The following is a 22,953-nucleotide window of genomic DNA, read 5'->3' on the forward strand; positions in this document are numbered from 1 at the left end:
AGGGTTATGTGTTCTTCTGCTTTTGCTTCTTGTTGAATTTCTGGGAAACGTTTTTACGGGAAACGTCCACAATAAACCGGCCTTTGAGCAGCTTTCTTCCAATCAGCACCGGGTATTTCATATCGCTGCGGTCCGAAAGGGAAAACTCAGCCTCTATCAGTTCATCGAACAGCTGGATTCTGGTCTTAATGACGTAGCGCTCCTGCACATCCCCGAACGAGTTCCGGATGTCGCGGAGCGAGTAATCCGTGAACACCAGTTTTTTGTGGTTGTACTGGGGGTGCGAGGGGTCCAGCAAATCGAGTGCGATGACGGTAGTTCCGTCCGGACGGGTCTCTTCGTGTATATCGGAGCAGTGTATGGCCGAGGTATAGGCGCCGGTGTCTATCTTGGCCTCTATCTCGTCGATGTCCAGTTCCGGGAAGGCCACCATTTCGCGCCTGCCAATCGTCTTCTTCTCTGATTTGGGCTTTTTACGTTTTTCCTCTTTCATCAAAGGCCAATTTAAGCATTCTGCTTTACGTACGACGCACCAAAGATGAGGAATAGCGGTTAATTTTTATTTCGCCTGAAACAAGGTATGGCCACGTAAGTCCTTTACTTTTTACTCGGTGGCGGGGGCCGCCGGAGGTATGGCACCGGTCTTTTTCTGGTGCAGCAGCTCCGCCACTTCCTGCAGCAGGTGCGAGTGCCCAGTCCTCAGTATGACGAGCTCCCCCTTTTGCAGCGCCTTCACGAACACGCTCACCCGCTTGGGGGAGATAATCTGGTCGAACTCACCCAGGAACATCGTCACCGGCACCTGTTGCCCGTTGAGCAGGCGCACAATCTGGCGTATGTCAAAGTTGAGCTCCCGAAAACCAATCCAGCTGCGGTATACGCGCAGGCGCTTTTCGGTACTGTCCATCTGGAAACGGGCAAACCGGACGAGGCTCTTGTGAATCATGTTGTACCGGTTGAGCACCTTGAGCAGCCGGAAGAAGGGCTCGGGTTTGAGTACCGTGCGCTTGAAGAGCTGCTGCAGCCAACCGGGGTAGGTGGCTATGTTGTACCAGAAGCTGGTCTTGATGCCGTCGGGGGCGATTAAAAAGAGCTCCTTCACCCGTTCCGGAAACCGCTCCACCAGCGTCAGCGCGAACTTGCCTCCCATGCTGAAACCCATCAGGGAGAACTCCTGCAGTTTTTCCTTCTGGAGGAACAGCGTAATGAGCTCCTGCAGAAAATCCTTCTGGAGCGGCATGTTGGACTTGTGCAGGGTGCTCTGCCCGTGGAAGAACAGGTCGAAGGCGTAAATGGTATAGTCCCCGTCCAGGGCACGTCCCATAGACAGGTAGTAGCCGCTGCTCTGCCCATAGCCATGGAAAGCGAGCAGCGCCTGGCTCCCGTTGCCCAGCACGCGGTAGTGTAGTTTGGTCCCTTCGTGGATGATGTAAGGCATTCTGCTTGATGGTGGTTACCTTGTCTTTCAGGTATAGGCGGAAGCTCCTAAGGTATAGCAAGCGGCTATTTGCCCGCTTCAGGCCCTCATAACTTATTCGGCATGCATACAAATAGGTTCTGCCTGGCGGCGTATTTTTAGTGAAGGTATAGCTTTTTGTGCATGCCTATCCTAAAGCTTTGACACGCCGCCCGATACGATGAACTTCATCACATCGCTGCTGGGCAAATCCAGGTATACCACGTTTTTTGTCGGCACCACGAAAAGCTCTCCCGAAAAGTTGTAGGAGTGCGGGAAGTAAACAGCCACCCGTTCTTCCACGTTCAGGGCGTTGAATACATCCTGCGTCACAAAGCCGAATTTCAGGTTATCCGAGTCATCCGACATCTTCACCATCACCGGCTTGTTGAACTTCTGGTTGTCTCCCACAAAAGCGTCGAACAGGTCCTTTATGCTGGAATACACGATACCGACCAAGGGCACTTTGTTGAACCAGCGCCCGGTGATGACAATGAACGGCTTCACGAAGAAGGAGGAACTGATGAAACCCACCAGCGTGAGCAGGATGAACATCAGCAGGATGCCTAGGCCAGGTATACCTAGGTCGAACATACTGTCCAGCCAGTCTATGATGGCCACCACAATCCATACGGTGATGGTGAAAGGGGCTATGATGAGGAGCCCGTTCAGGAAATAGCGTAATATGCGTCTCATGCTGGATGGTTCATAAAAAAAGGCCTTGCCGAAGCAAAGCCTAAAATTAGCAAAAATGCAACTGGTTTATAGTACAATGGCTATACCTCCTGCAGACTCATGCTATTGATGCTGTCAGCTACCTGCTGCATCAGCCACATGGGGGTGGATGTGGCACCGCATATCCCTACGCTTTGTGCATTCTCAAACCACTCCTTCTGCAGTTCCTCCTCGTTTTCCACGAAGTAGCTGTTGGGGTTGTGCTGCTTGCACACGCTGTACAGCGCCTTGCCATTGGAACTCTTCTTGCCGCTCACAAACACAATCACATCGTGCTCCGCGGAGAATTTCATGAGTTGCGGCTCTCGGTTAGACACCTGACGGCAGATGCTGTCGTTGGCATTGAAGGCGGTGCTGTCCTGGTTGGCCTGCTTGATGCGCTCCTCAATCAGCGACTTGATGTGGTAGAAACCCTTTGTGCTTTTGGTCGTCTGGCTGAAAAGCGTCACCGGACGCGTGAAATCGATTTTGTCCAGGTCCTCCTCGGTGGTCACGATTATGGCCTCGTCGCCTGTCTGGCCGGCCAAGCCGATTACCTCGGCATGCCCTACTTGGCCGTAAATCACAATCTGCCCGCCCTTGGCTTTGTCGGTGTCAAAGGCGTGCTTCACGCGGTTCTGCAGCTTGAGCACCACCGGGCACGAGGCGTCTATCAATTCTATGTTGTTCTCTAAAGCGATTTGGTATGTCTCCGGTGGCTCGCCATGCGCTCGGATGAGTACTTTGGAATCACGGAGTTCCTTGAGCTGCTCCCGGTCAATAATGCGAAGGCCTTTGTTGTAGAGCCGCTTCACCTCCATGCTGTTGTGCACGATGTCGCCGAGGCAGTAGAGCTCCTCGCAGTTCTCCATCTCGTCTTCCGCCATTTGTATGGCGAACTCCACGCCGAAGCAGTAACCGGAGTTCTTGTCTATCGTTACGTTCATCTCTATATCCCTCTATTCCTGTAAACTATACTCGCTGTTAAAGATACGCGAGGTCACCTTGTTGAGTACGAACTCCACCTGCTCATCAATGGTCATGTGCGAAGTATCGAGCAAAAAAGCATCCTCGGCGCGGCGCAGCGGGCTTTCCTGGCGGGTAGAGTCTATTAAGTCGCGCTTGAGCAGGTTCTCCCTGATTTCACCCAGGTTGATAAGCTGCTTCTTGGCCAACAATTCGTCCTGGCGGCGCTTGGCACGCGTGTCCACGTCGGCGGTCATGAACACCTTCACCTCCGCATCCGGGAAAACAGCCGTCCCGATGTCGCGTCCATCCATCACCACGCCCCGCTTGCGGCCCATCTTCTGCTGTTGCGCCACCATGGCGCGGCGTACCTCTTTCACCACACTCACTTCGCTCACCTGATTGGAGATGTACATTTTGCGTATCTCATCCTCCACGTTGAGGCCGTTGAGGAACACCTCGTTCCGTTTTGACTTCGGGTTGTAATGAAAAGCGATGTCTATTTTATCCAGCGCGTCCCGCACCTCCTTCGGGTTGGTCAGGCTGACGTGGTGATTCAGGAAGTAAAGTGTAACCGCTCTGTACATGGCGCCCGTGTCGATGTAGGCGTACCCCAGTTCAGCAGCCACCAGCTTAGCAGTTGTACTTTTACCGCATGAGGAGTAGCCGTCAATGGCAATTACGATTTTTTTCATGGTAAGCTGTTCGGGATTAGTTGGAGTCGCATGGGCATGGAACGTTGCCACGCTTGCTCTTTTTCATGTATGAGGCCGTCTTTTTCTGTTGCGGTGATTTAGCAGTGCAGCCCGCCAGCGTGCCGGTGGCCAAAAATCCTGCGAGTACCAAATAGGAAATTATCTTTCTCAAAACGACTGATTTTAATGCAAATATAAAGTAATTTACGCGTTCAAACCTTATCCAAGGGCAATTTAAATCACCATACCCATCCTGCCATGCATACCTCGTTTTCTGTCAGCGGACGCATCATAGACCTGCACCAGCAAGAGATTTTTGAGGGCACAGTCCATGTGTCAAACGGGCGCATTTCCAAAATAGTTCGTGAGCCCTCGGCCTCAACCCATTATATTCTGCCGGGCTTTGTGGATGCCCACGTGCACGTGGAAAGCTCCATGCTAGTGCCCTCTGAATTCGCCCGGCTGGCCGTGCCGCACGGTACCGTGGCCACTGTCTCGGACCCGCACGAGATTGGCAATGTGCTGGGCCTGAAAGGCGTGGAGTACATGGTGGAAAACGGAAAGAAGGTGCCGTTCAAGTTCTACTTCGGCGCCCCCTCCTGCGTACCGGCCACCCCTTTCGAAACGGCCGGCGCCGAGATTACGGCTGCTGACATAGAGGCCTTGTTCCAGCGCGACGAAATCAAGTACCTGGCCGAGATGATGAACTGGCCTGGCACCTTACACCGTGACCCGCAGGTGATGGAGAAGATAGAACTGGCCAAGAAGTATGGCAAGGCCGTGGACGGACACGCCCCCGGACTGCGCGGCGAGCAGGCGGCGCTGTATGCCTCCGCCGGCATCACCACCGACCACGAGTGCTTCACCGCCGAGGAAGCCCTGGATAAGCTGGCTGTAGGCATGAAGATACTCATACGCGAAGGCAGCGCCGCCAAGAACTTTGAGGCACTCATCGGTCTGCTCAAAGACCACCCAGACCACATCATGTTCTGCTCTGATGATAAGCACCCCGACAACTTGGTGGAAGGTCACCTGAACCTGCTGGTGAAGCGGGCGTTGGCCAAAGGCTATGACCTGTTTCATGTGCTGCGGGCAGCCTGCCTCAACCCGGTGCTGCACTACAAACTTGAAGTAGGCTTGCTCCGAGAAAATGACCCAGCCGATTTCATTGTGGTGGATGACCTGGAGAACTTCAACGTGAAGGCGACCTACATCAACGGACAACTGGTGGCAGAGAATGGCAAGACCAACATCGCATTCACACTCAGCGAAGAAATCAATAACTTCAACACAGAGCCCAAGCGACCGGAGCAGTTCCGGCTGGCGGCAGACAGTGCCACTAAAATCCGGGTAATCGAGGCGTATGACGGACAGCTCATCACGCATCAGGTATGGGCCACTCCAAAAGTGGAGGACGGATATATCGTTTCGGATGTGGAGCAAGATGTGCTGAAGATAACCGTGGTGAACCGCTACCAGAACGCCGAGCCTGCCGTGGCTTTCATCAAGAACGTAGGTATAGCCCGTGGTGCCATCGCCTCCTCAGTCGGGCACGACTCGCACAACATCATTGCGGTGGGTGTGGATGACGACAGCATCGCGCGTGCCGTGAACCTGATTATCAGCGCCAAAGGGGGTGTGGCGGCCGTGGACGGCGCGAAGGAGCAACTGTTGCCCTTGCCCGTGGCGGGCATCATGTCAGCCGCCGATGGATACGAGGTAGCCAAGGCCTACTCGGCCATTGACCGCATGAGCAAGGAGATGGGCAGCCGGCTGGCCTCCCCTTTCATGACGCTCTCGTTCATGGCTTTGCTCGTGATTCCGTCGCTCAAGCTAAGCGACAAGGGATTGTTTAACGGTGATGACTTTAAATTCGTACCTGTAGCAGAATAGTACGCTTGCATACAAGACCAAAGGTATAGATGGTAGCCCTGTGAGGCTATAGCGAATGGAGGAATTCATCATTTTTGTTGTGGGTGCGCTCGTGAGCGGGTTTGGCACCATCATCGGGTTTGGGGGTGGTGTGTTCATGGTGCCCATCCTGATTATCTTCTTCGGCTACAACATCGAAATCGCTATTGGTGCTACCATGTCGGCCTTGGTGCCGGCTTCCATCATCGCCTCCGTGTTCAACCTCCGCGACAGAAGCATCGACTACCTGGTGGGTTCGCTTATACAGTTTCCGGCGGTGGCTGGCACCGTACTGGGCGCTTTTATGGTGGCCTTTCTGCCGGTCTCGGAGTTGCAGGTGATTTTCGCCCTGTTTGTGGTGACGGTGGGTTTGTTCATGGTGGCCCCTGCCAAAAAGAAGAAGCGCATACGACACTCCGGCATGATGTACCGCATACGCCGGGCTCCCACTTCGTTTATCCGTAAGAATAGAGCCAAGCACCTGGCTTACCGGCTTAACGGAGGGTTGGTCTCCGTATTTGGCTTCGCCTCTGGTATCATTGCGGGGCTCTTTGGCATAGGGGGTGGTTTCCTGCAGACGCCCATGATGATTAAGCTGTTCCGGATGCCTTCCCAGATTGCCACCTCCACCTCTCTGTTCATCCTGGTCATCACAAGCTTCACCGGCTTTATCAGCCATTACCTGCTGGGCAACGTGCTCTGGAGCCGCAGCCTGCCGCTCATGGCAGCCTTTGCGCTGGGAGCCCTAGGGGGCAACATCATGAAGAAGCACCGCCCGCCCGCCCAGAACATCGAAAAACTGATTGGCATCGGACTGCTGCTGGCAGGTATAGGCGTCATCACAAACCTGCTGATAAAGTCGAACTTCGGGTTCTCCTTTTAAACAAAATGGCGTGTCAGGTATATTGAACCTGACACGCCCAAGATTTATACCCGCGGGAAGCCGCTACTGGTTTTCCTGTTGCACGCTGAAGTGTTTGTCAATAAGGCCTTTGACTTTGTCGCTTGTCAAGGGCTTGGTGAGGTACTCGGCCGAATACTTTTTGGCGGCCTCCGTGTCCTGCGGATGCGTGGAGGTGGTCAGCACCGCCAGGACGATGCTCTTCCTGAAGTCCTCGTCCAGCCGCTCATACAAATCCAGCATCTCAAACCCGTCCATCACCGGCATGTTGATGTCCAGGAAGATGATTTCCGGCTGAAAATAGTTCTGATCGGTATGCTCGTAATTGTTGTTACTCACATTGTATAGGTAGTCAAAGGCCTGCTTCCCGTTGACAAAGGTGCGCACGTTGTCCGTTACCTGCATGCGCTCGAGCAGCCGCTGGTTCAGGAAATTGGTTGTGTCGTCGTCGTCTATTAGCAGGATGCCTGATAATTTCCTCATAGTATCACGTGAAAATCAGCCAGTAAGCCTAATTGTGCGGAATTATGCACATCAGGTATTCAGCTTATGAAAGCAGGTATAGCGGGTCACCGCCAGCACAGCTCGATTCTCCTAAAGCTGCGCCTTGCTTCTATCCCGATAGGGGTATTTGCTCCTGAGCAGGAGACGATGCGCTTCGGCGCCGCCCTGCTCAACACAAATCTATATAATATTGAGCAACTTTAGTACTAAAATTTGAAACTGTTTTAAAGCCAGGTTGCTATACCTCTCCTGCACCGCACTATTCGAGTAAACCTCGGCATGCACCTACAGGGGGGCAGACTGCACGAAAAAGCCCGAAGCACTCGCTCCGGGCTTTTGGTATATTGAGATGAACTGGGGCAGCGGCTAGTCGATGTAGCCTTGCGCGCGCATCCAGTCGTCGTTGTAGATTTTGCCCAGGTAACGCGTACCGTGGTCCGGCAGCAGCACTACGATTACGTCGTCTTCGGTCAGGTTGTTCTCGCGGGCATATTCCAGCGCTCCGTGTACAGCCGTCCCGCAGGACCAGCCCACGAACAGGCCTTCTTCCTTAGCCAACCTTCTGGTCATCACGGCTCCGTCCTTGTCTGTCACCTTGAGGAACAGGTCAATCACGTCGAAGTCCACGTTCTTTGGCAGGATGTCCTCGCCTATACCTTCGGTGGCGTAGGAATAGATTTCGTTCTCGTCGAAAATGCCAGTCTCCTTGTACTTCTTGAAAACAGAGCCATAGGTATCGATGCCCACTGTGATGAGCTCCGGGTTCTGCTCCTTCAGATAGCGCGATATGCCCGTCACGGTGCCGCCTGTGCCCACACCTGTGATAAAGTGCGTCACTTTGCCCTCCGTCTGCTCCCAGATTTCAGGGCCGGTGGACTCATAATGGGCAGCCCAGTTAGACATGTTGTCGTACTGGTTTGGGTAGAAGGAATTGGGAATCTCCTCGTTCAGGCGCTTGGCCACCGAGTAGTAGGAGTCCGGATGGTCAGGCGACACGTTGGTCGGGCATACCACCACCTCGGCTCCCACGGCACGCAGGATGTCCATTTTCTCTTTGCTCTGCTTGTCGGCCAGCGTGAAGATGCACTTGTAGCCCTTGGCGATGGCGGCCAACGCCAGGCCCATACCTGTGTTACCGGAGGTACCCTCAATGATGGTGCCGCCCGGCTTCAGGACGCCGGCTTTCTCGGCGTCCTCTATCATTTTGACGGCCATGCGGTCCTTCACGGAGTTGCCAGGGTTCAGGTACTCCACTTTGGCCAGTATGGTCGGCTTTATGCCTTTTGTCACATTGTTGAGCTTCACCAGGGGAGTGTTACCGATAGCTTCGGTAATATGGTTCAGATACTTCATTTGAATGCTTTTTGGATTCGGGTGCAAAGGTAAGTAATTAAAGTCATAGTCATAGCGCCGGGCCTGCCTGTGCAGGTATACGGGCCGTTCTTTCTCTGCCTGTGCAACAGCGCAGGTGGCCTCTCCCGTTCCTTTTGCAGCCTTCTGGAAGCTATATTAGGTATAACTATTTTTTGGAAGGGCCACAAAAAAGCCTATTTTTGCGTGACCTTACAGTTAGACCGTCATACATCAACTAAAATAAGATACACATGAGTGTTTTAGTAAATAAAGATTCGAAGGTAATCGTACAGGGCTTCACAGGCTCAGAGGGTTCTTTCCACGCCTCTCAGATGATTGAGTACGGCACCAACGTGGTAGGTGGTGTAACGCCAGGCAAAGGTGGCAACAATCACCTGGACCTCCCGGTTTTCAACACTGTGGAAGAAGCCGTCAAAAGAACCGGAGCTGATGTTTCTATCATCTTCGTGCCACCGGCCTTCGCCGCTGACGCCATCATGGAAGCCGCTGATGCGGGCATCAAGGTAATCGTAGCCATCACGGAGGGTATCCCGGTGAAAGACATGGTGACGGCGAAAAACTACCTGAAAGGCAAAGACGTGACGCTTATCGGACCAAACTGCCCAGGTGTCATCACGCCAGGCGAAGCGAAAGTGGGTATCATGCCAGGCTTCGTATTCAAGCCAGGTCGTATCGGCATCGTGTCTAAATCCGGTACGTTAACCTATGAGGCGGCTGACCAGATTGTGAAAGCTGGACTGGGTATCTCTACGGCTATCGGTATCGGTGGTGACCCTATCATTGGCACGCCTACCAAAGACGCGGTACAACTGCTGATGGAAGACCCAGAGACAGACGCTATCGTGATGATTGGCGAGATTGGTGGTAACTACGAGGCGATGGCTGCGCAGTACATCAGCGAAACTGGCAACAGAAAGCCGGTTGTAGGTTTCATCGCAGGCCAGACGGCTCCAGCGGGTCGTCGTATGGGCCACGCAGGCGCCATTGTAGGTGGTGCTGACGACACAGCCGCTGCCAAGATGAAAATCATGCGTGAGAACGGCATCCATGTGGTAGAGTCTCCTGCTGAGATTGGTGCAACTATGCTACGCGTGCTGCAAGACGCTGGCATGGTAAACGCTTAATTTGATTTGCTATACCTCACAAGGTATACCTTATAAAAACGGGCTGCTTCGGAAGAGGCAGCCCGTTTTGTTTTCATCTTTTCTAAGGTCACAGCGTGTGCTGCTCCCGCATGTGTCCATTCGTAGAGAGTAGCCAACAGCCCAAACTATTTCTGGCTTGTCCGCACCAGTAGTCGGCTATACCTGCTTCGGCACCGGCGCGGCGTTGGCATCAGACCCTCGCAGGAGCTGCACACGCTGCGAGGACTTCCTAGCAAACTGCCGTTCCTTTTTGCGCCTCCTATACCTTCCTAACTTCTCAAATTCTTAAATACTTAAACTCCCACCACGCGTTGCTTTTCCCGGCTTCTGATGGTATCAGGTATACCTGCCAGTATCTCCTGTCGCAGAGCCTCTATTAGTTTCTTTTTCAGGAAGCTGCGATGCACCACCAGGCTGACCTCGCGCTGTGGCTGCGGCTCTTCGAAGTAATGTACCATCGTCCGCTTTTCTGGGGGCATGTCCAGCACCGACAGCTCCGGCAACAGCGTGAGTCCGCGCTGCGTCTCCACGATGCGCTTGAGCGTCTCCAGAGAGCCGCTCTTGTAGTCGAAATGGGCTGACCCGGCCGCCGCTCCTCCCCTGTTGCAGATGTTCAGCACTTGGCTCCGGAAACAGTGGCCTTCGTTCAGCACCCACAGCTCATCCGTATCGAGTTGTTCTGGGGTTATAACCTTATGCTTTGCCAGCGGATGCGACGGGTTGATATAGCCCACGAACGACTCATAGAACAGAGGCAGCTCCTTGATACTCTTGTCCTCCAGCGGCGTCACCAGCAGGCCCACGTCCAGCAACTCATGGTTCAGCCGCTGCACTATCTCCTCGGTCAATAGTTCCTGCACCACCACGCGCACCTCCGGGTATTTGTTCATGAAGCTGGTGATGAACAGCGGAATGAGGTATGGGGCCAGCGTAGGTATGATGCCTATCCGTAGTTCGCCTGCCAGCTCCTGCTTCTGGTTTTGGACCAGCTCCTTGATTTTCTTCGCCTCCGCCACTGCTATCCGTGCCTGCGCAATCACCTCCTTGCCTATCTCGGTGGGCCGCACCGGCACCCGGCTCCGGTCAAATAGCTGCACCCCCAGTTCCTCCTCCAGCTTCTGCAGCTGCATGCTCAGCGTGGGTTGCGTCACGAAACAGTGTTCCGCTGCCGTGGCAAAATGCCGGTGCGTGTCTACGGCTAGCAAGTATTCTAATTGTACCAGTGTCATTTATAAAACCTATTGCTGTGACTGACGTGAAATAAAAGTGTGCTATACCTGAACCTACACCTATTTCCAAACGCAGATTATAGACGAACCCTATTAACGCATAGATTAAATTGATTTGATTGATGATGTAAAATAAGCGATATTTGTGTAGACAACAAAATAAGAGGGACAACAAACGCAAAGACTATGGAAAAGCTGACGAATATAGGATTAGAGAAAAAAGACTCCGTTGAGATTGCTGACAAGTTGAACGAACTGCTGGCAAATTACCACATCTATTACCAAAACCTGCGCGGCTTCCACTGGAACATCAAGGGCATCCATTTTTTCCAGTTGCATGCCAAGTATGAGGAGCTCTATAACAATGCCCTTACCAAAATTGATGCTCTGGCGGAGCGTATCTTGACCATCGGGCAGAAGCCGCTCCATACCTTCTCCGATTATGTACGAGCCTCCACCATACAGGAGGTCTCCAACCTGAGTGGCGACCGGGAAACCGTGGAAGCCACACACCAGAACCTGTCGGTGCTCGTGGGCCTGGAACGAGACATACTGAGTCTGGCCGCTGAGCGGGAGGATGAGGGAACAGTGGCCCTGATTAGCGAGGACATCAACGAGAACGAGAAAACGCTCTGGATGCTCAAAGCCTTCCTGAGCTAAATCATAAAGTTTTGTTTGTGTGAGTGTGTAATAAAAAAAGCCGCCTGCTAGGTATAGCAGGCGGCTTTTTATCTTAATCAGGTATAGCTATACCTTACTTGGCGTAGCTTATGGCGCGCATCTCCCGGATAACCGTGATTTTTATCTGGCCTGGGTACTGCATCTCTTTCTCAATCTTCTGCGAGATGTCAAAAGAAAGCTGTGCTGCCTTTTCATCCGTCACGTTGTCGGCATCCACCATGATGCGGAGCTCACGGCCAGCCTGTATGGCGTAGCACTGGTTCACCCCGTCAAACGACACGGCAGCTGCCTCCAAATCCTTCAGGCGCTTGATGTAGGACTCCATGATTTCGCGGCGGGCTCCTGGTCTTGAACCAGAAATGGCGTCACAGGCCTGAATCAGCGGAGAAATCATCGCGGTCATCTCGACTTCGTCGTGGTGAGCGCCTATGGCGTTGCAGATATCCGGATGCTCCTTGTATTTCTTGGCCAGCTCCATACCGATGATGGCATGTGGCAGTTCTGGTTCATCCGGCGTTACCTTACCAATGTCGTGCAGCAGACCGGCGCGCTTAGCGTGCTTCACGTTCAGGCCGAGTTCTGCGGCCATCGTGGCGCACAGGTTGGCTACCTCGCGTGAGTGCTGCAGCAGGTTCTGTCCGTAGGAAGAACGGAAACGCATGCGGCCCACCATCTTAATCAGTTCCGGGTGCAGCCCGTGTATACCTAAATCGATGGCGGTACGCTCCCCAATCTCCACAATCTCTTCTTCGATGTTCTTGCGGGTCTTGGTCACCACCTCTTCAATGCGGGCCGGGTGGATACGGCCGTCAGCCACCAGGCGGTGCAGGGAAAGACGGGCAATCTCACGGCGAACCGGGTCGAAGCCGGAGATGATGATGGCCTCTGGCGTGTCGTCTACGATGATTTCAACACCGGTGGCAGCCTCTAAGGCGCGGATGTTACGGCCTTCACGACCGATAATCTTGCCTTTGATGTCGTCGCTCTCGATGTTGAAGACGGACACGCAGTTCTCGATGGCATGCTCCGCGGCGGTGCGCTGGATGGTCTCCACCACAATCTTCTTGGCTTCTTTCGTAGCGGTCAGCTTGGCTTGGGCCACGATGTCCTTCACATAAGAGGAGGCGTGCGATTGGGCTTCGCTCTTCAGCGCCTCCACCATCTGCTCGCGGGCCTCGGCGGCAGTCAAGCCAGCGATTTTCTCCAGCTGGGCCACTACTTCGTGGTGCTGCTGCTCCACTTCCTCTTTGCGCTTCTTGAGCAACTCCATCTGGTGGTCAAGGGCCTCTTTCTCCTTGTCGAGTTCGGTTTCGCGGCGCTTGGTCTGCTCCATCTGCTTAGCGACGTGCTGCTCGCGCTGCTTCACCTTGTTCTCATTCTGGATGATGATGTTCTTCTTCTTGTTCGACTCTTCCTCGAACTCAGACTTCATCTTCAGGAATTTCTCCTTGGCCTCCAGCATGCGGTCTTTCTTGATGCTCTCGGCATCCAGCTCCGCCTCGCGGATGATGTTCTTCGCCTTTTGGCGGGCGGCTTCCTCCTGCTGCTTGTATACCTTCTGCAGCATGACGCGCCCTATGTACACGCCCACTCCGAGCGCAACAATGGCGGTGATTAAAATGGATAAAATATCGGGCATAACTATACGCTTTTAGGGTTGATAAAAACTATAGCAGCACCTGCAGCAGGACAGTGAAGTGGCCTTGCGGGCCACACTGTTGTTAAAGAGGCCGCCTGGGAAGCAGCCTCGGAATATGTTACTTATTTGATGATAAGAGCTCGTCCAGTACGCTTAGCTGTTCTCCAATTTTGGTCTGATGGCTGTTCTGCTCATCTTCCAGTTTAAGCTTGTCGACCATGGTCTCAAAGGCGACCATCGCCAGCAAATCCTGCTTATCCTGTATACCGAACTGGTCCTTGAAAAAGCGCAGACGCTCGTTCAAGATTTTTCCTACTACTCTAAGCCTCTCTTCTTCTTCTTCCTTCACCCGCATCGGATACTCGCGTTCTGCGATGCGAATCTTAATTGCTAATTCACCCATCCGTTGCGTTGGTATAGTTTAGGGCCACCTGTGTGTCTGGCTGCTGCAACAAGCGACGTTCCCCGTCTTCTTGCCTAGGCTACAGCCACTTACTAGTCACGCAAGTAGGCGATACACTTATCAATTTCCCTGATATATTCGTTTAACTTCAGCTTTAACTCTGTCGAATTTGCAGTGTTTCCTGCTATCGTGTCTACAATTTTAACAATATTCTCCTGATTTTGAAAATTTTTTATTTGCTGCTCCTTTTCCTCCAACAGCGCTTCTATGAATTTAATTTCTTCCTGCGCGGCCAGAAGCCGCTGCTGCACGTCGGCGTGCTTGCTCAGGAGTTTACGCACCTTGTCCTCGATGGACTGAAGCTGTTGCAGTTGTTTTTCCTTTGGCATGGCTATTTCCGGATAATGGCTCCCAACTGTTTCTCGAATTGCTGCATCAGGCGGTTCATCACGCCCTCTATGACTTTGTCGGTCAGCGTCTGCTGCCGGTCAAGCAAGGTGAAGCTCAGGGCATAGGCTTTTTTGCCGGTCTCCACCTTGTCGCCTTCGTACACGTCGAACACGTTCACATTTTGCAGCAGCTTGCGCTCGGTGCGAATGGCCACCTGCTTCAGCTGCTCAAACGTGACGGCTCTGTCCAGCACCAGCGACAGGTCGCGGCGCACCTCCGGGAACTTCGGAAGCTCCTCGGCTACGAGTTTGTCTTTGTACTTCTTGAGCAGGTAGTCCCAGTTCAGTTCGGCATACCATACCTGCTCCTTCACGTCCATGAAACGCGTCACGCCCGCATCCAGCAAACCTACTTCGGCGATGACAGTGCCGTTCTTCACATAGGCTACACCTTGGCGCATGTAGCGGTTCCCTTCCAGCGGCTGCACCTCATAGTCGGCAGCGTTGAGCTTCTGCAGCACGTTCTGCACCACACCAGCCAGGTCGTGGAAAGAGGCCTTCACACCAGGCTGCTTCCAGCTCTCGGCGGTCGTGTTGCCGGCAATGAACAGGGCCAGCTTGCGGGTCTCTCTGAAGCCCTCCTCCAACTGCTCGTATACCTTGCCCAGCTCGTATACCTTGAGGTCGCGCTGGCGGCGGTTGATGTTGTAGCGCAGCACCTCCAGTCCAGAGAACACCATGGTCTTGCGCAGCACGTCCAAATCCTCGCTGTTGTAGTTGAGTACGCGTACCAGCCCCGCCATCTCCTGCTCGCCTGCCGGCGTATAGTAGTTGGAGTTGGTAATGGAGTTGGTGATGATTTCGTGGAAACCGTTAGCCGAGACGTAATCCAAGATGGTGCCGGTGATGTGCTCCGGGTCAGGCTTGGGGAAACTGGCCATGTAGGATGTGCCCATGTGCTCGCTCACCTCGATGTTGTTGAAGCCGTAGATGCGCAGGATTTCCTCCACCACGTCGGCCTCGCGTGTCACGTCCACCTTGAACGGCGGCACCGACAAATGCAGGTGCGTTTCCGTCTCGCCTGTTATGGCTATACCTAAATCTGTCAGAATGGCTTTGATGCGTTCCGCGCCGATGTACTGTCCGATGAGCATGTGCGCCCGTTCAATGTCCAGTGTCAGTTCCAGGTCTTGGATAGGCTGCGGGTATACGTCCACGATTTCGGAGCTTACTGCGCCGCCGGCTATTTCCTGTATAAGCAGAGCAGCACGCTTCAGCGCCAGAATCACCATGTTCGGGTCGGTTCCACGCTCAAACCGGAAAGACGCGTCGGTTTTCAAGCCATGCGCCATACCTGTGCGGCGAATATAATCTGATGAGAAATAAGCGCTTTCAATGAAAATGCTCATCGTTTCTTCTGTCACGCCAGATGCCTTGCCTCCGAACACGCCGCCGATGGCCATGGGCTCCTCGGCATTGCAAATCATGAGGTCGTTGGCTCTCATCTTGCGTTCCACGCCGTCCAACGTCACAAAGGTGCTGCCTTCGTCCGCTGTCTTCACCACGATTTTATCGCCCTTGATTTTGTCGGCGTCGAAGGCATGTAGTGGCTGCCCCAACTCGTGCAGCACGTAGTTGGTGACATCCACGATGTTGTTGATGGGAGACAGGTCAATGGCGCGGAGGCGCTTCTGCAGCCACTCCGGCGATGGGCCCACTTTCACGCCGCTCACAGTCACGCCGGCATACCTGGGGCAGGCTTCGGTGTTCTCAATCTCCACGTCGATGGAGCGGGAGGTGTTGCTTACGGTAAAGTCCTCCACAGAGGGCAAGGTATAGGATACCTGCGTCAGCGCCTTCAGGTCACGGGCTACTCCGAGATGGGAGGCGGCGTCGGCACGGTTAGGCGTCAGGCCAATCTCGAACACCCTGTCGGAGCCCAGACCGAAGTACTCGGCCGCTGGCGTACCGTTCGGCAAGTCCGTGTCGAGCACCATGATGCCGGCGTGGGACGTTCCCACCCCAATCTCGTCCTCGGCGCAAATCATGCCCTCCGAAGCTGCGCCCCGTATCTTGGATTTCTTTATTTTGAAAGGCTCGCCTCCGGTTGGGTATAGTGTGCTGTTCACGGTGGCTACCACTACCTTCTGGCCGGCGGCCACGTTAGGCGCGCCGCACACAATCTGGCTCGGCTCACCAGTGCCGATGTCCACGGTGGTCACGCTCAGGCGGTCCGCATCCGGGTGGCGCTCGCAGGTGAGCACCTCTCCTATCACGATGCCCTCCAGGCCACCTTTCACCTGGTCGAAGGTATGGATGGCCTCCACCTCCAGGCCAGCGCCCGTCAGCAAAGCGCCCACTTCCTCAGCCGGTTTGTCTATATGAATCAGTTGTTTCAGCCAGTCGAATGAAATCAGCATGGTTATCTCTGTTGTTCTGTAAGGTATAGCCTCAGTTGCCCAAGGCCAATTTCCCAAAATTAAGGATTATTTTCTTGTGAAAACGCGTTTGTGTTTCGACTTCCTGACAAAAGGCCAGCAGGCACTTGGCGCAAATACCCTGTACTTGTAGAACCAGCCGCGAACACTTCTATTCTCCTTTTCGAAGGGGTGTTGCCGCTTAGTCCTGCTCCGGAACATTCTTGTTCCCCACGAACTTCTTCTCGTAAGTCTTCTCGCCAGCAGGTATAGCCAGTGCCAGGCGGTTGTCTTTGGGAGGCACCGGGCACACATACTCGGGGTTATAGGCACAGAAGGGGCTGTAGGCGCGGTTGAAATCCAGGGTTACGGTTTTGTCGCCCTCCTCAAACGGCACATCCAGGTAACGGCCGCCGCCATAGGTGTCGAAGCCGTTCGTCTTGTCGGTGAAGGGCACAAAAAGCTCCTCCTTCTCCTCTTTCACTTTTTTGTAGAGCGTCAGGCGCTGGGGCTGTCCTTCCAGCTCAAAATGCGCCAGGGCATAGCGAATGTAGGGCTCGGTGCTGCCGTTGGTCATGGGCATGTGCAGCGTGTCCTTCTGAGCCAGTTCCTCCACCTTCGCCTTCACCCGGTAGTCCAGGTTGGGTTCGTAGTACACCAGGTTGCTGAAGCTGATGCGCTCCACCTCCTCAAAAGGGCTGTTGGTCCGGCTCCGGAACGTCAAATCCTTCTCCTCGCGCTCCTTCCGGAGGGGAATCAGGTAGTTGTCGTCGCTGAGGAAGGACTCGCGCACAAAGTAGAAGAGCACCAGCGCGATGCCGGCCAGTATAATCAGCTTGATAGGTCGTTGCATGGCTTTCGTGGCTAATTTTGCTGCAATTTCGGAAAATTTCGGGGAGGAAGCCTTGATTGCGGAAAAACTTGTTCCCAGTTAGCCGGAACAGCAGGTTTTCACCCGAAAAATGGCTAACATTGGCTTCTTGCTTACCTACTACCATGCATACCCAATTCCGCTTCAGCCTGCCGCTACTTACCCTGGTTGCCCTCTCCCTTTCGTTCCTGCTTTCCTGCGCATTCACTGACGACCAGCCTGAAGTACGGCTTTCTGTAGAGACTGCACCACCTGTGACAGCGGTTTCAGATGTAGCTCCTGCTGTCGCGGCACTGGATTATGGTGCAGCTATACCTGCAGCTTATACCGCGCCGCCCTCTTCCGAGCCGACTACCAAGATGGCCGATGCTGCCACCATCCTGGCACGCAGGCAGGTGCCCATTCTTTGCTACCACCAGGTGCGGGACTGGCGCGAGAAGGATTCAAAATCGGCCAAGGACTACATTGTGCCGGTGGAGCGGTTCCGGGAGCAGATGCAGATGCTGGCCGACAGCGGCTACCAGACGGTGCTGCCCGAGCAGCTACTCGCCTACCTCACCACCGGCGCACCGCTCCCCAAGAAGCCGGTGATGCTCACCTTCGATGACACCAACCTGGACCAATACACCGTGGCGGCGCCTGAATTGGAGACACACGGCTTCAAGGGTGTGTTCTTTGTCATGACCGTTTCGTTGGGCCGCCCCAACTACATGAGCAAGGCACAGGTGAAGGAGCTATCCGACAGAGGGCACGCCATCGGCTCCCATACCTGGGACCACCACAACGTGAAAAAATACCAGGGGCAGGACTGGGTAAAACAAATCGAGAAGCCCTCTAAACAGCTGGAGGCAATCATTGGAGAGCCTGTGGAATTTTTCGCTTATCCTTTCGGCCTCTGGAATCCGGAGGCTATACCTGAGCTCAAGCAGCGCGGCATTACCGCCGCCTTCCAACTCGCCGCCCAACCTCACCCGCAGGACCCGCTCCACAGCATACGCCGCATCATTGCCAGTGGCTACTGGAGCCCGCAGTCCCTGAACAAGGCCATGCGCAACAGCTTCTAACCCAAAAGCATCTGTAGGCAGCTGCGTGGCTATACCTTCTCGGTTCAGCCACGCAACTGCACCCTCGATAACTGTTGCCATTGCGTACGCCAAAGACCTCTTTTCCTCTCTCCGCGGTAACCTCAGGCTTGCTACTGCAGTTTGATAGTATGGCCAACCAAGCAACTGACATGCAACCAGACGAAAAACACCTGAGAGGGCTCATTGAACAAATAGATAGACTGTACCAGGAAGCCCTGGACCTGGAGAAGCGGTATGCCAGTGCCATCAAACAAGTCCATCCCTCTTTCAGGAAAAGCGCCCGAAACCTGTTACACTACCTTTCGCTGCGGCAGCATGATATCCGGGAGTTGCAGGAAAACCTGGCGCAGCTGGGCCTCTCGTCGTTGGGCCGGGCGGAGGGGCATGTGACGGCTAGCCTTCAAGCTGTGCGCGACCTGCTCTGCCACCTGCTGGAGTGCGAACCCACTAAGCACCAAACGCCTGTCTCCTTCGCTGAGAGCAGCCAACTGCTGGCCACCCACAACGAGGACTTGTTGGGTCCCGTGCCTGCCAACCGCAACACCCGCATCATGGTCACCTTCTCCACCGACCTGGCTACTGACCACGAGTTGATAGTACGCATGATGCGTGCCGGCATGGACTGCGCCCGCATCAACTGCGCCCACGATGACGAGGAGGTATGGGGCAGCATGGTTGAGTCCATTAAGCGGGCCGAGAAGGAGACAGGATTGCCCTGTAAAATCCTGATGGACCTGATGGGGCCCAAACTGCGAACCGGCCCTCTGAAGCCGGGCCCAGCCCTCATTTCCATTCGCCCTATACAAAATTCGCTGGGCCAGTTGGTCTCTCCTGCCAAGGTATGGCTGGCTCCACCCCACACCCCCTGTGAAGTGCCGGTCGATGCCGCCTTACCCCTGGACGCAAAGTGGCTATCGCAGCTGCAGCAAGGCGACAAGCTGAAGTTCACCGACACCCGCGGCCGCAAGCGCTCCTTCACCGTGATTCAACGGAAAAGCAAAGGCGTGATAGCACACCTGTTCAAAACCTCCTACATCAGCGCCGGCACGCGCCTCACCATCAACACAGCCAACGCGCCGCTAAGGACCACGCAGGTAGGCGACCTGCCAGCCAGCGAAGTGCCCCTCGTGCTCCGCAAGGATGACCTCCTGGTTTTGAACAAGGAGCACATTCCTGGTGAACCGGCCCTGTATGATGCGGAGGGGCACGTCGTGAGGCCCGCCCATATCAGCTGCACCCTGTCCGATATTTTCAGCCAAGTGAAGGCGGGCCAGCCCATCCTCTTTGACGATGGGAAAATAGAGGGCATCATCCTGGAAGTGAATGAGAACTCATTGCTCATCAAAATCACGCAGGCCAAAGAGACCGGCAGCAAACTGCGCTCCGACAAGGGCATCAACCTGCCCGAGAGCAAGCTGCACCTGGAAAGCCTCACCCAGCAGGACCGGCAACACCTGGCTTTCGTGGCCAAACACGCCGATGCGGTCAGCCTGTCGTTCGTGAACCACCCCGAGATGGTAGAAAAGCTGCTGGGCGAACTGAAGCGGCTCAAGGCGAAGCAGATGGGCATCATGCTCAAGATTGAGACCAAGGAAGGATTCCGGAACCTGCCACACCTGCTGCTCACCGTCATGCGGAACCAGGTGGCCGGCGTGATGATAGCCCGCGGTGACCTGGCCGTGGAGTGTGGCTGGGAGCGGCTGGCGGAGGTGCAGGAAGAGATTCTGTGGCTCAGTGAGGCCGCGCACATACCGGTTGTCTGGGCTACGCAGGTGTTGGAGTCGCTCTCGAAGAAAGGCAGGCCATCGCGCGCCGAGATTACGGATGCGGCCATGTCGCAACGGGCAGACTGCGTGATGCTCAACAAAGGCGTCTTCGTGCTGCAGGCCATCGAGCTGCTCGACGACATCCTGAAGCGCATGCAGCAGCACCAGCACAAGAAGACCTCCATGCTGCGCATGCTCCACATTTCGGAGTTGCAGCTGCCCAGGGCCGAGGAGGCGACCCAGTAGCATGCACGTTACACGTTCTATACCTACAACTCTTGTGATGCCCCGACTTTTCGCCTTGCTGATTGCCCTGCTCCAGTTGCTGCTGTGCGAGCATGCCCTCGCCGATACCTACTACATCAGTGCCAAGGGCAGCGACACGCGTTCCGGCACGTCTCCTGCCGAAGCCTGGCGGAGCATAGGGAAAGCCAACAGCCACCTTTATAGCCCCAGCGATACCCTTCTGTTTGAAGGAAGACACACTTTTCAGGGCAGTCTGTACTTTGAGGCGCCAGCCACCCCGCCCAGTTACATCAGCTCCTTCGGGGAGGGCAGGGCCACCATCTATGCCGACAGCAGCTTCGGCTTCTACGCCCACAACCTAGCCGGCATAACCCTGAAGAAGCTGCACTTCAAAGGCAGCGGCTATACCTCCAACCGCGACCACGGCATCCTGTTCTACAACGATTTGCCCGGCGTTGTGAAGTTGTCGCAGGTGGTGGTGGACCAGGTGGAGGTGAGCGGGTTTCGGAAATCAGGTATAACGGTAGGCAGCTGGAACGGCAACAGCGGGTATAGCGACGTCAGTATCACCAACGCAGTCATCTACGACATCGGTTCGGAAGGCATCACCACCTGGGGGGAATTTAATCAAAACAAAAAAGGCTATGCGCACCAGAATGTGTATGTAGGTCACAGCCATGTGTACCAGATACACGGCCTGCCCCTCCCCGACAAACACAGCGGCAGTGGCATCGTGCTATCCGATGTGGACGGCGGCACGGTGGAACACAGCGTGGTGCATACCTCCGGCATGAACAACCTGCACTGTGGCGGGCCTGTAGGCATTTGGGCCTGGGATGCCAACGCGATAACCATACAATACAATGAGGCCTACAACATGAGCGCTGGCAAAGGCTGCGACGGCGGCGGCTTTGACCTGGACGGCGGTGTGACCAACTCGGTGATGCAGTACAACTACTCCCATGACAACGACGGAGCCGGTTTCCTGATAGCCCAGTTCGAGTGGGCCAGGCCGATGCACAACAACGTCATCCGGTACAACATCTCGGAGAACGACGGCCGGCGCAACGGCTACAAAGGCATCACGCTGTGGGTGGCGGACCGGCACAACAACGGCGGCAACCGCAGCCTGCTCGTCTACAACAACACTGTCTTCGCTGACAAGGCCGTCGCGCCCTCCAGTGGAGGGGTGTTCTTCAAAAGCGGCGGGCACCACGGTGTGCGATTTTTCAACAACATCTTCTATACCCGGAACAGAGCCCCTATGGTCGTTGCTGCTACCGATACGGCGCTGGATGTTTCTTTCCGGCACAACACGTACTACAGCGAGGGCAATCTCCCCACCTATACCTGGGGAACGGCCAGCTATACCTCCCTGGCGGCTTTTCGAGAAGCTACCGACCAGGAAATTCTGAACGGCACCCCTAGCGGCAGCGAAGACAACCCAGAACTTACCGCACCGGGAACCGCAGGCACCCTAGGTTATCCTATTGATTGGCAGGAGCTTCAGGCCAGGTATAGCCCACGCCGGAAATCGCCTGTGGTGGAGGCAGGTATAGCCACCGCTGTCCCCTCCCCTTTCCAGGTGGCCACACACGACCTGGCTGGGCAATCCCTCCGACAAGAGACTGCCCCTGATAAGGGTGCCATTACCTATCCCAAGCCGAAGCGTCTGAGGTGGCTGCGGGAGCTATTCAGCTGGTAAGCCAGTTTTTCTGTATAGGCCAATACCCTATATTTTCAAATTAATATGTATATTTCCTGAGGCTTCACTTTCCGACTTACTTAATCCGTGTCTATTGGCCTACACGTACAGCAATATGAAATACAAAAGAATACAGAACCTGATAAGCTTGGTTGCCGTGCTGCTCACGGTGGCGGGCCTTGTGATAAGCATCGGCCACTACATGGACGACAGCAGCGTTGGGAAAATCTTGGTAGTGTCTGGCTTGGGCTTGCTGCTGCTCATGCGCCTGGTGGATGCACGCTACATTGAGTAATAGGAACACTTCCATCAAGCAAAGCCAAAGAAAACCGCTATGAAGACACTCATATCAACCATACTCCTCACCTGCTGCGGCCTTACAGCCTTCGCGCAGCAGGAACTCATCCACCCGAAGGAACGGGCCAAACAGGTGATGGTGAGCAGCGACCACACTCAGCCTTACGTGCTGGTGAACGACCAGGAGACTAAACAAGGGGCGCTGGTGATTTCTCCCCAGTCCATTGAAAGCGTGAACGTGTACAAGGATGCGAATGCCACCGCCAGGTTCGGCGACAAGGCAAAAGATGGCGCCATCGTGCTTCATACGAAACCGGGTGTTCAACTGGCCAGACTCGCTGACATCTATACCTACTTTGAGGTGCCCGTGGCACAGCAGCACCTGAAGGTGGTCATCGGCAATCAACTCATTAAGAATACAGACCTGATTCTCGCCGAATTAGAAGAAATAGAACGCGTGGAAGTGGTGAAACAGGACATTGTGGCACCCGTACGCTGGAGCCTGAACGAGGAAGAAGAATTCCTGAAAATCACACCCAAGCAACCAGCCAAGCAATAG

At 54.6% G+C, this 22,953-nt stretch carries 22 protein-coding genes and 1 pseudogene; 10 read left to right on the forward strand and 13 right to left on the reverse strand.

The window, feature by feature from the left end; translation table 11 throughout:
- Positions 1 to 4: 4 nt before the first annotated feature.
- The 5 genes from B051_RS0116885 to cmk form a co-directional block, all read right to left on the reverse strand.
- Positions 5 to 493 carry an ATP-dependent zinc protease family protein gene (locus B051_RS0116885; protein WP_018479401.1) on the reverse strand — a complete coding sequence of 163 codons (489 nt, stop codon included), beginning with the start codon at positions 491 to 493 and terminating at the stop codon, positions 5 to 7.
- A 111-nt stretch (positions 494 to 604) separates the two neighbouring features.
- Complete coding sequence (locus B051_RS0116890; RefSeq protein WP_018479402.1) at positions 605 to 1,438, reverse strand: alpha/beta fold hydrolase; 834 nt, start codon at positions 1,436 to 1,438, stop codon at positions 605 to 607.
- Between the two features lie 171 nt (positions 1,439 to 1,609).
- Positions 1,610 to 2,152: a DUF502 domain-containing protein gene (locus B051_RS0116895; protein ID WP_018479403.1), complete on the reverse strand. Its 543-nt coding sequence runs from the start codon at positions 2,150 to 2,152 to the stop codon at positions 1,610 to 1,612.
- An 80-nt stretch (positions 2,153 to 2,232) separates the two neighbouring features.
- The gene (locus B051_RS0116900; RefSeq protein WP_018479404.1) at positions 2,233 to 3,117 is read right to left on the reverse strand and encodes a 4-hydroxy-3-methylbut-2-enyl diphosphate reductase; all 885 of its coding nucleotides are present in this window, start codon (positions 3,115 to 3,117) and stop codon (positions 2,233 to 2,235) included.
- A gap of 12 nt (positions 3,118 to 3,129) precedes the next feature.
- Positions 3,130 to 3,831 (reverse strand): (d)CMP kinase, encoded by a 702-nt coding sequence (gene cmk / locus B051_RS0116905; RefSeq protein WP_018479405.1) that lies wholly within the window; start codon positions 3,829 to 3,831, stop codon positions 3,130 to 3,132.
- Positions 3,832 to 4,089: 258 nt separating this feature from the next.
- Here cmk and ade point away from each other — a divergent pair, with 258 nt between their 5' ends.
- Together ade and B051_RS0116915 are read left to right on the forward strand one after the other, a co-directional pair.
- Positions 4,090 to 5,724, forward strand: a complete 1,635-nt coding sequence (gene ade / locus B051_RS0116910) for an adenine deaminase (RefSeq protein WP_018479406.1) — start codon at positions 4,090 to 4,092, stop codon at positions 5,722 to 5,724.
- Between the two features lie 55 nt (positions 5,725 to 5,779).
- Entirely contained in the window at positions 5,780 to 6,625 is an 846-nt protein-coding gene (locus B051_RS0116915) for a sulfite exporter TauE/SafE family protein (RefSeq protein WP_018479407.1), read from the forward strand.
- 63 nt (positions 6,626 to 6,688) lie between these two features.
- Here B051_RS0116915 and B051_RS0116920 read toward each other — a convergent pair whose 3' ends face one another.
- Entirely contained in the window at positions 6,689 to 7,126 is a 438-nt protein-coding gene (locus B051_RS0116920) for a response regulator (protein ID WP_018479408.1), read from the reverse strand.
- A gap of 66 nt (positions 7,127 to 7,192) precedes the next feature.
- On the opposite strand from B051_RS0116920, the gene B051_RS22525 reads away from it, so the two are divergent.
- Positions 7,193 to 7,351: a hypothetical protein gene (locus B051_RS22525; RefSeq protein ID WP_018479409.1), complete on the forward strand. Its 159-nt coding sequence runs from the start codon at positions 7,193 to 7,195 to the stop codon at positions 7,349 to 7,351.
- A 165-nt stretch (positions 7,352 to 7,516) separates the two neighbouring features.
- Here the strand turns inward: B051_RS22525 and B051_RS0116930 are convergent.
- Positions 7,517 to 8,500, reverse strand: a pseudogene (locus B051_RS0116930) (PLP-dependent cysteine synthase family protein); the annotation flags it as partial.
- A gap of 251 nt (positions 8,501 to 8,751) precedes the next feature.
- Between B051_RS0116930 and sucD the strand changes: the two are divergent.
- Entirely contained in the window at positions 8,752 to 9,645 is an 894-nt protein-coding gene (gene sucD / locus B051_RS0116935) for a succinate--CoA ligase subunit alpha (RefSeq protein WP_018479411.1), read from the forward strand.
- Positions 9,646 to 9,959: 314 nt separating this feature from the next.
- Here sucD and B051_RS0116940 read toward each other — a convergent pair whose 3' ends face one another.
- The gene (locus B051_RS0116940) at positions 9,960 to 10,895 is read right to left on the reverse strand and encodes a hydrogen peroxide-inducible genes activator (RefSeq protein WP_018479412.1); all 936 of its coding nucleotides are present in this window, start codon (positions 10,893 to 10,895) and stop codon (positions 9,960 to 9,962) included.
- Positions 10,896 to 11,081: 186 nt separating this feature from the next.
- On the opposite strand from B051_RS0116940, the gene B051_RS0116945 reads away from it, so the two are divergent.
- Entirely contained in the window at positions 11,082 to 11,555 is a 474-nt protein-coding gene (locus B051_RS0116945) for a Dps family protein (RefSeq protein ID WP_018479413.1), read from the forward strand.
- A gap of 94 nt (positions 11,556 to 11,649) precedes the next feature.
- Here the strand turns inward: B051_RS0116945 and rny are convergent, their stop codons facing one another.
- The 5 genes from rny to B051_RS0116970 all read right to left on the reverse strand — a co-directional run bounded on the left by rny (position 11,650) and on the right by B051_RS0116970 (position 17,277).
- Entirely contained in the window at positions 11,650 to 13,215 is a 1,566-nt protein-coding gene (gene rny, locus B051_RS0116950; protein ID WP_018479414.1) for a ribonuclease Y, read from the reverse strand.
- Positions 13,216 to 13,333: 118 nt separating this feature from the next.
- Positions 13,334 to 13,618, reverse strand: a complete 285-nt coding sequence (locus B051_RS0116955; protein ID WP_018479415.1) for a cell division protein ZapA — start codon at positions 13,616 to 13,618, stop codon at positions 13,334 to 13,336.
- 92 nt (positions 13,619 to 13,710) lie between these two features.
- Positions 13,711 to 14,007, reverse strand: a complete 297-nt coding sequence (locus B051_RS0116960; protein ID WP_018479416.1) for a hypothetical protein — start codon at positions 14,005 to 14,007, stop codon at positions 13,711 to 13,713.
- Positions 14,008 to 14,009: 2 nt separating this feature from the next.
- Entirely contained in the window at positions 14,010 to 16,427 is a 2,418-nt protein-coding gene (gene pheT, locus B051_RS0116965) for a phenylalanine--tRNA ligase subunit beta (RefSeq protein WP_018479417.1), read from the reverse strand.
- Positions 16,428 to 16,626: 199 nt separating this feature from the next.
- Positions 16,627 to 17,277: a DUF1684 domain-containing protein gene (locus tag B051_RS0116970; protein ID WP_018479418.1), complete on the reverse strand. Its 651-nt coding sequence runs from the start codon at positions 17,275 to 17,277 to the stop codon at positions 16,627 to 16,629.
- A gap of 143 nt (positions 17,278 to 17,420) precedes the next feature.
- Here B051_RS0116970 and B051_RS0116975 point away from each other — a divergent pair, with 143 nt between their 5' ends.
- The 5 genes from B051_RS0116975 (at position 17,421) to B051_RS0116995 (ending at position 22,953) form a co-directional block, all read left to right on the forward strand.
- Complete coding sequence (locus tag B051_RS0116975) at positions 17,421 to 18,359, forward strand: polysaccharide deacetylase family protein (RefSeq protein WP_018479419.1); 939 nt, start codon at positions 17,421 to 17,423, stop codon at positions 18,357 to 18,359.
- A 170-nt stretch (positions 18,360 to 18,529) separates the two neighbouring features.
- Positions 18,530 to 20,392 carry a pyruvate kinase gene (locus B051_RS21570; RefSeq protein ID WP_033317025.1) on the forward strand — a complete coding sequence of 621 codons (1,863 nt, stop codon included), beginning with the start codon at positions 18,530 to 18,532 and terminating at the stop codon, positions 20,390 to 20,392.
- Between the two features lie 37 nt (positions 20,393 to 20,429).
- Complete coding sequence (locus B051_RS0116985) at positions 20,430 to 22,097, forward strand: right-handed parallel beta-helix repeat-containing protein (RefSeq protein ID WP_018479421.1); 1,668 nt, start codon at positions 20,430 to 20,432, stop codon at positions 22,095 to 22,097.
- A gap of 115 nt (positions 22,098 to 22,212) precedes the next feature.
- Complete coding sequence (locus B051_RS0116990; RefSeq protein WP_018479422.1) at positions 22,213 to 22,392, forward strand: hypothetical protein; 180 nt, start codon at positions 22,213 to 22,215, stop codon at positions 22,390 to 22,392.
- A gap of 39 nt (positions 22,393 to 22,431) precedes the next feature.
- A complete protein-coding gene (locus B051_RS0116995) occupies positions 22,432 to 22,953 on the forward strand; it encodes a hypothetical protein (protein WP_018479423.1) in 522 nt (173 codons plus the stop codon).

The organism is Pontibacter roseus DSM 17521, from assembly GCF_000373265.1.
Classification (GTDB): domain Bacteria; phylum Bacteroidota; class Bacteroidia; order Cytophagales; family Hymenobacteraceae; genus Pontibacter; species Pontibacter roseus.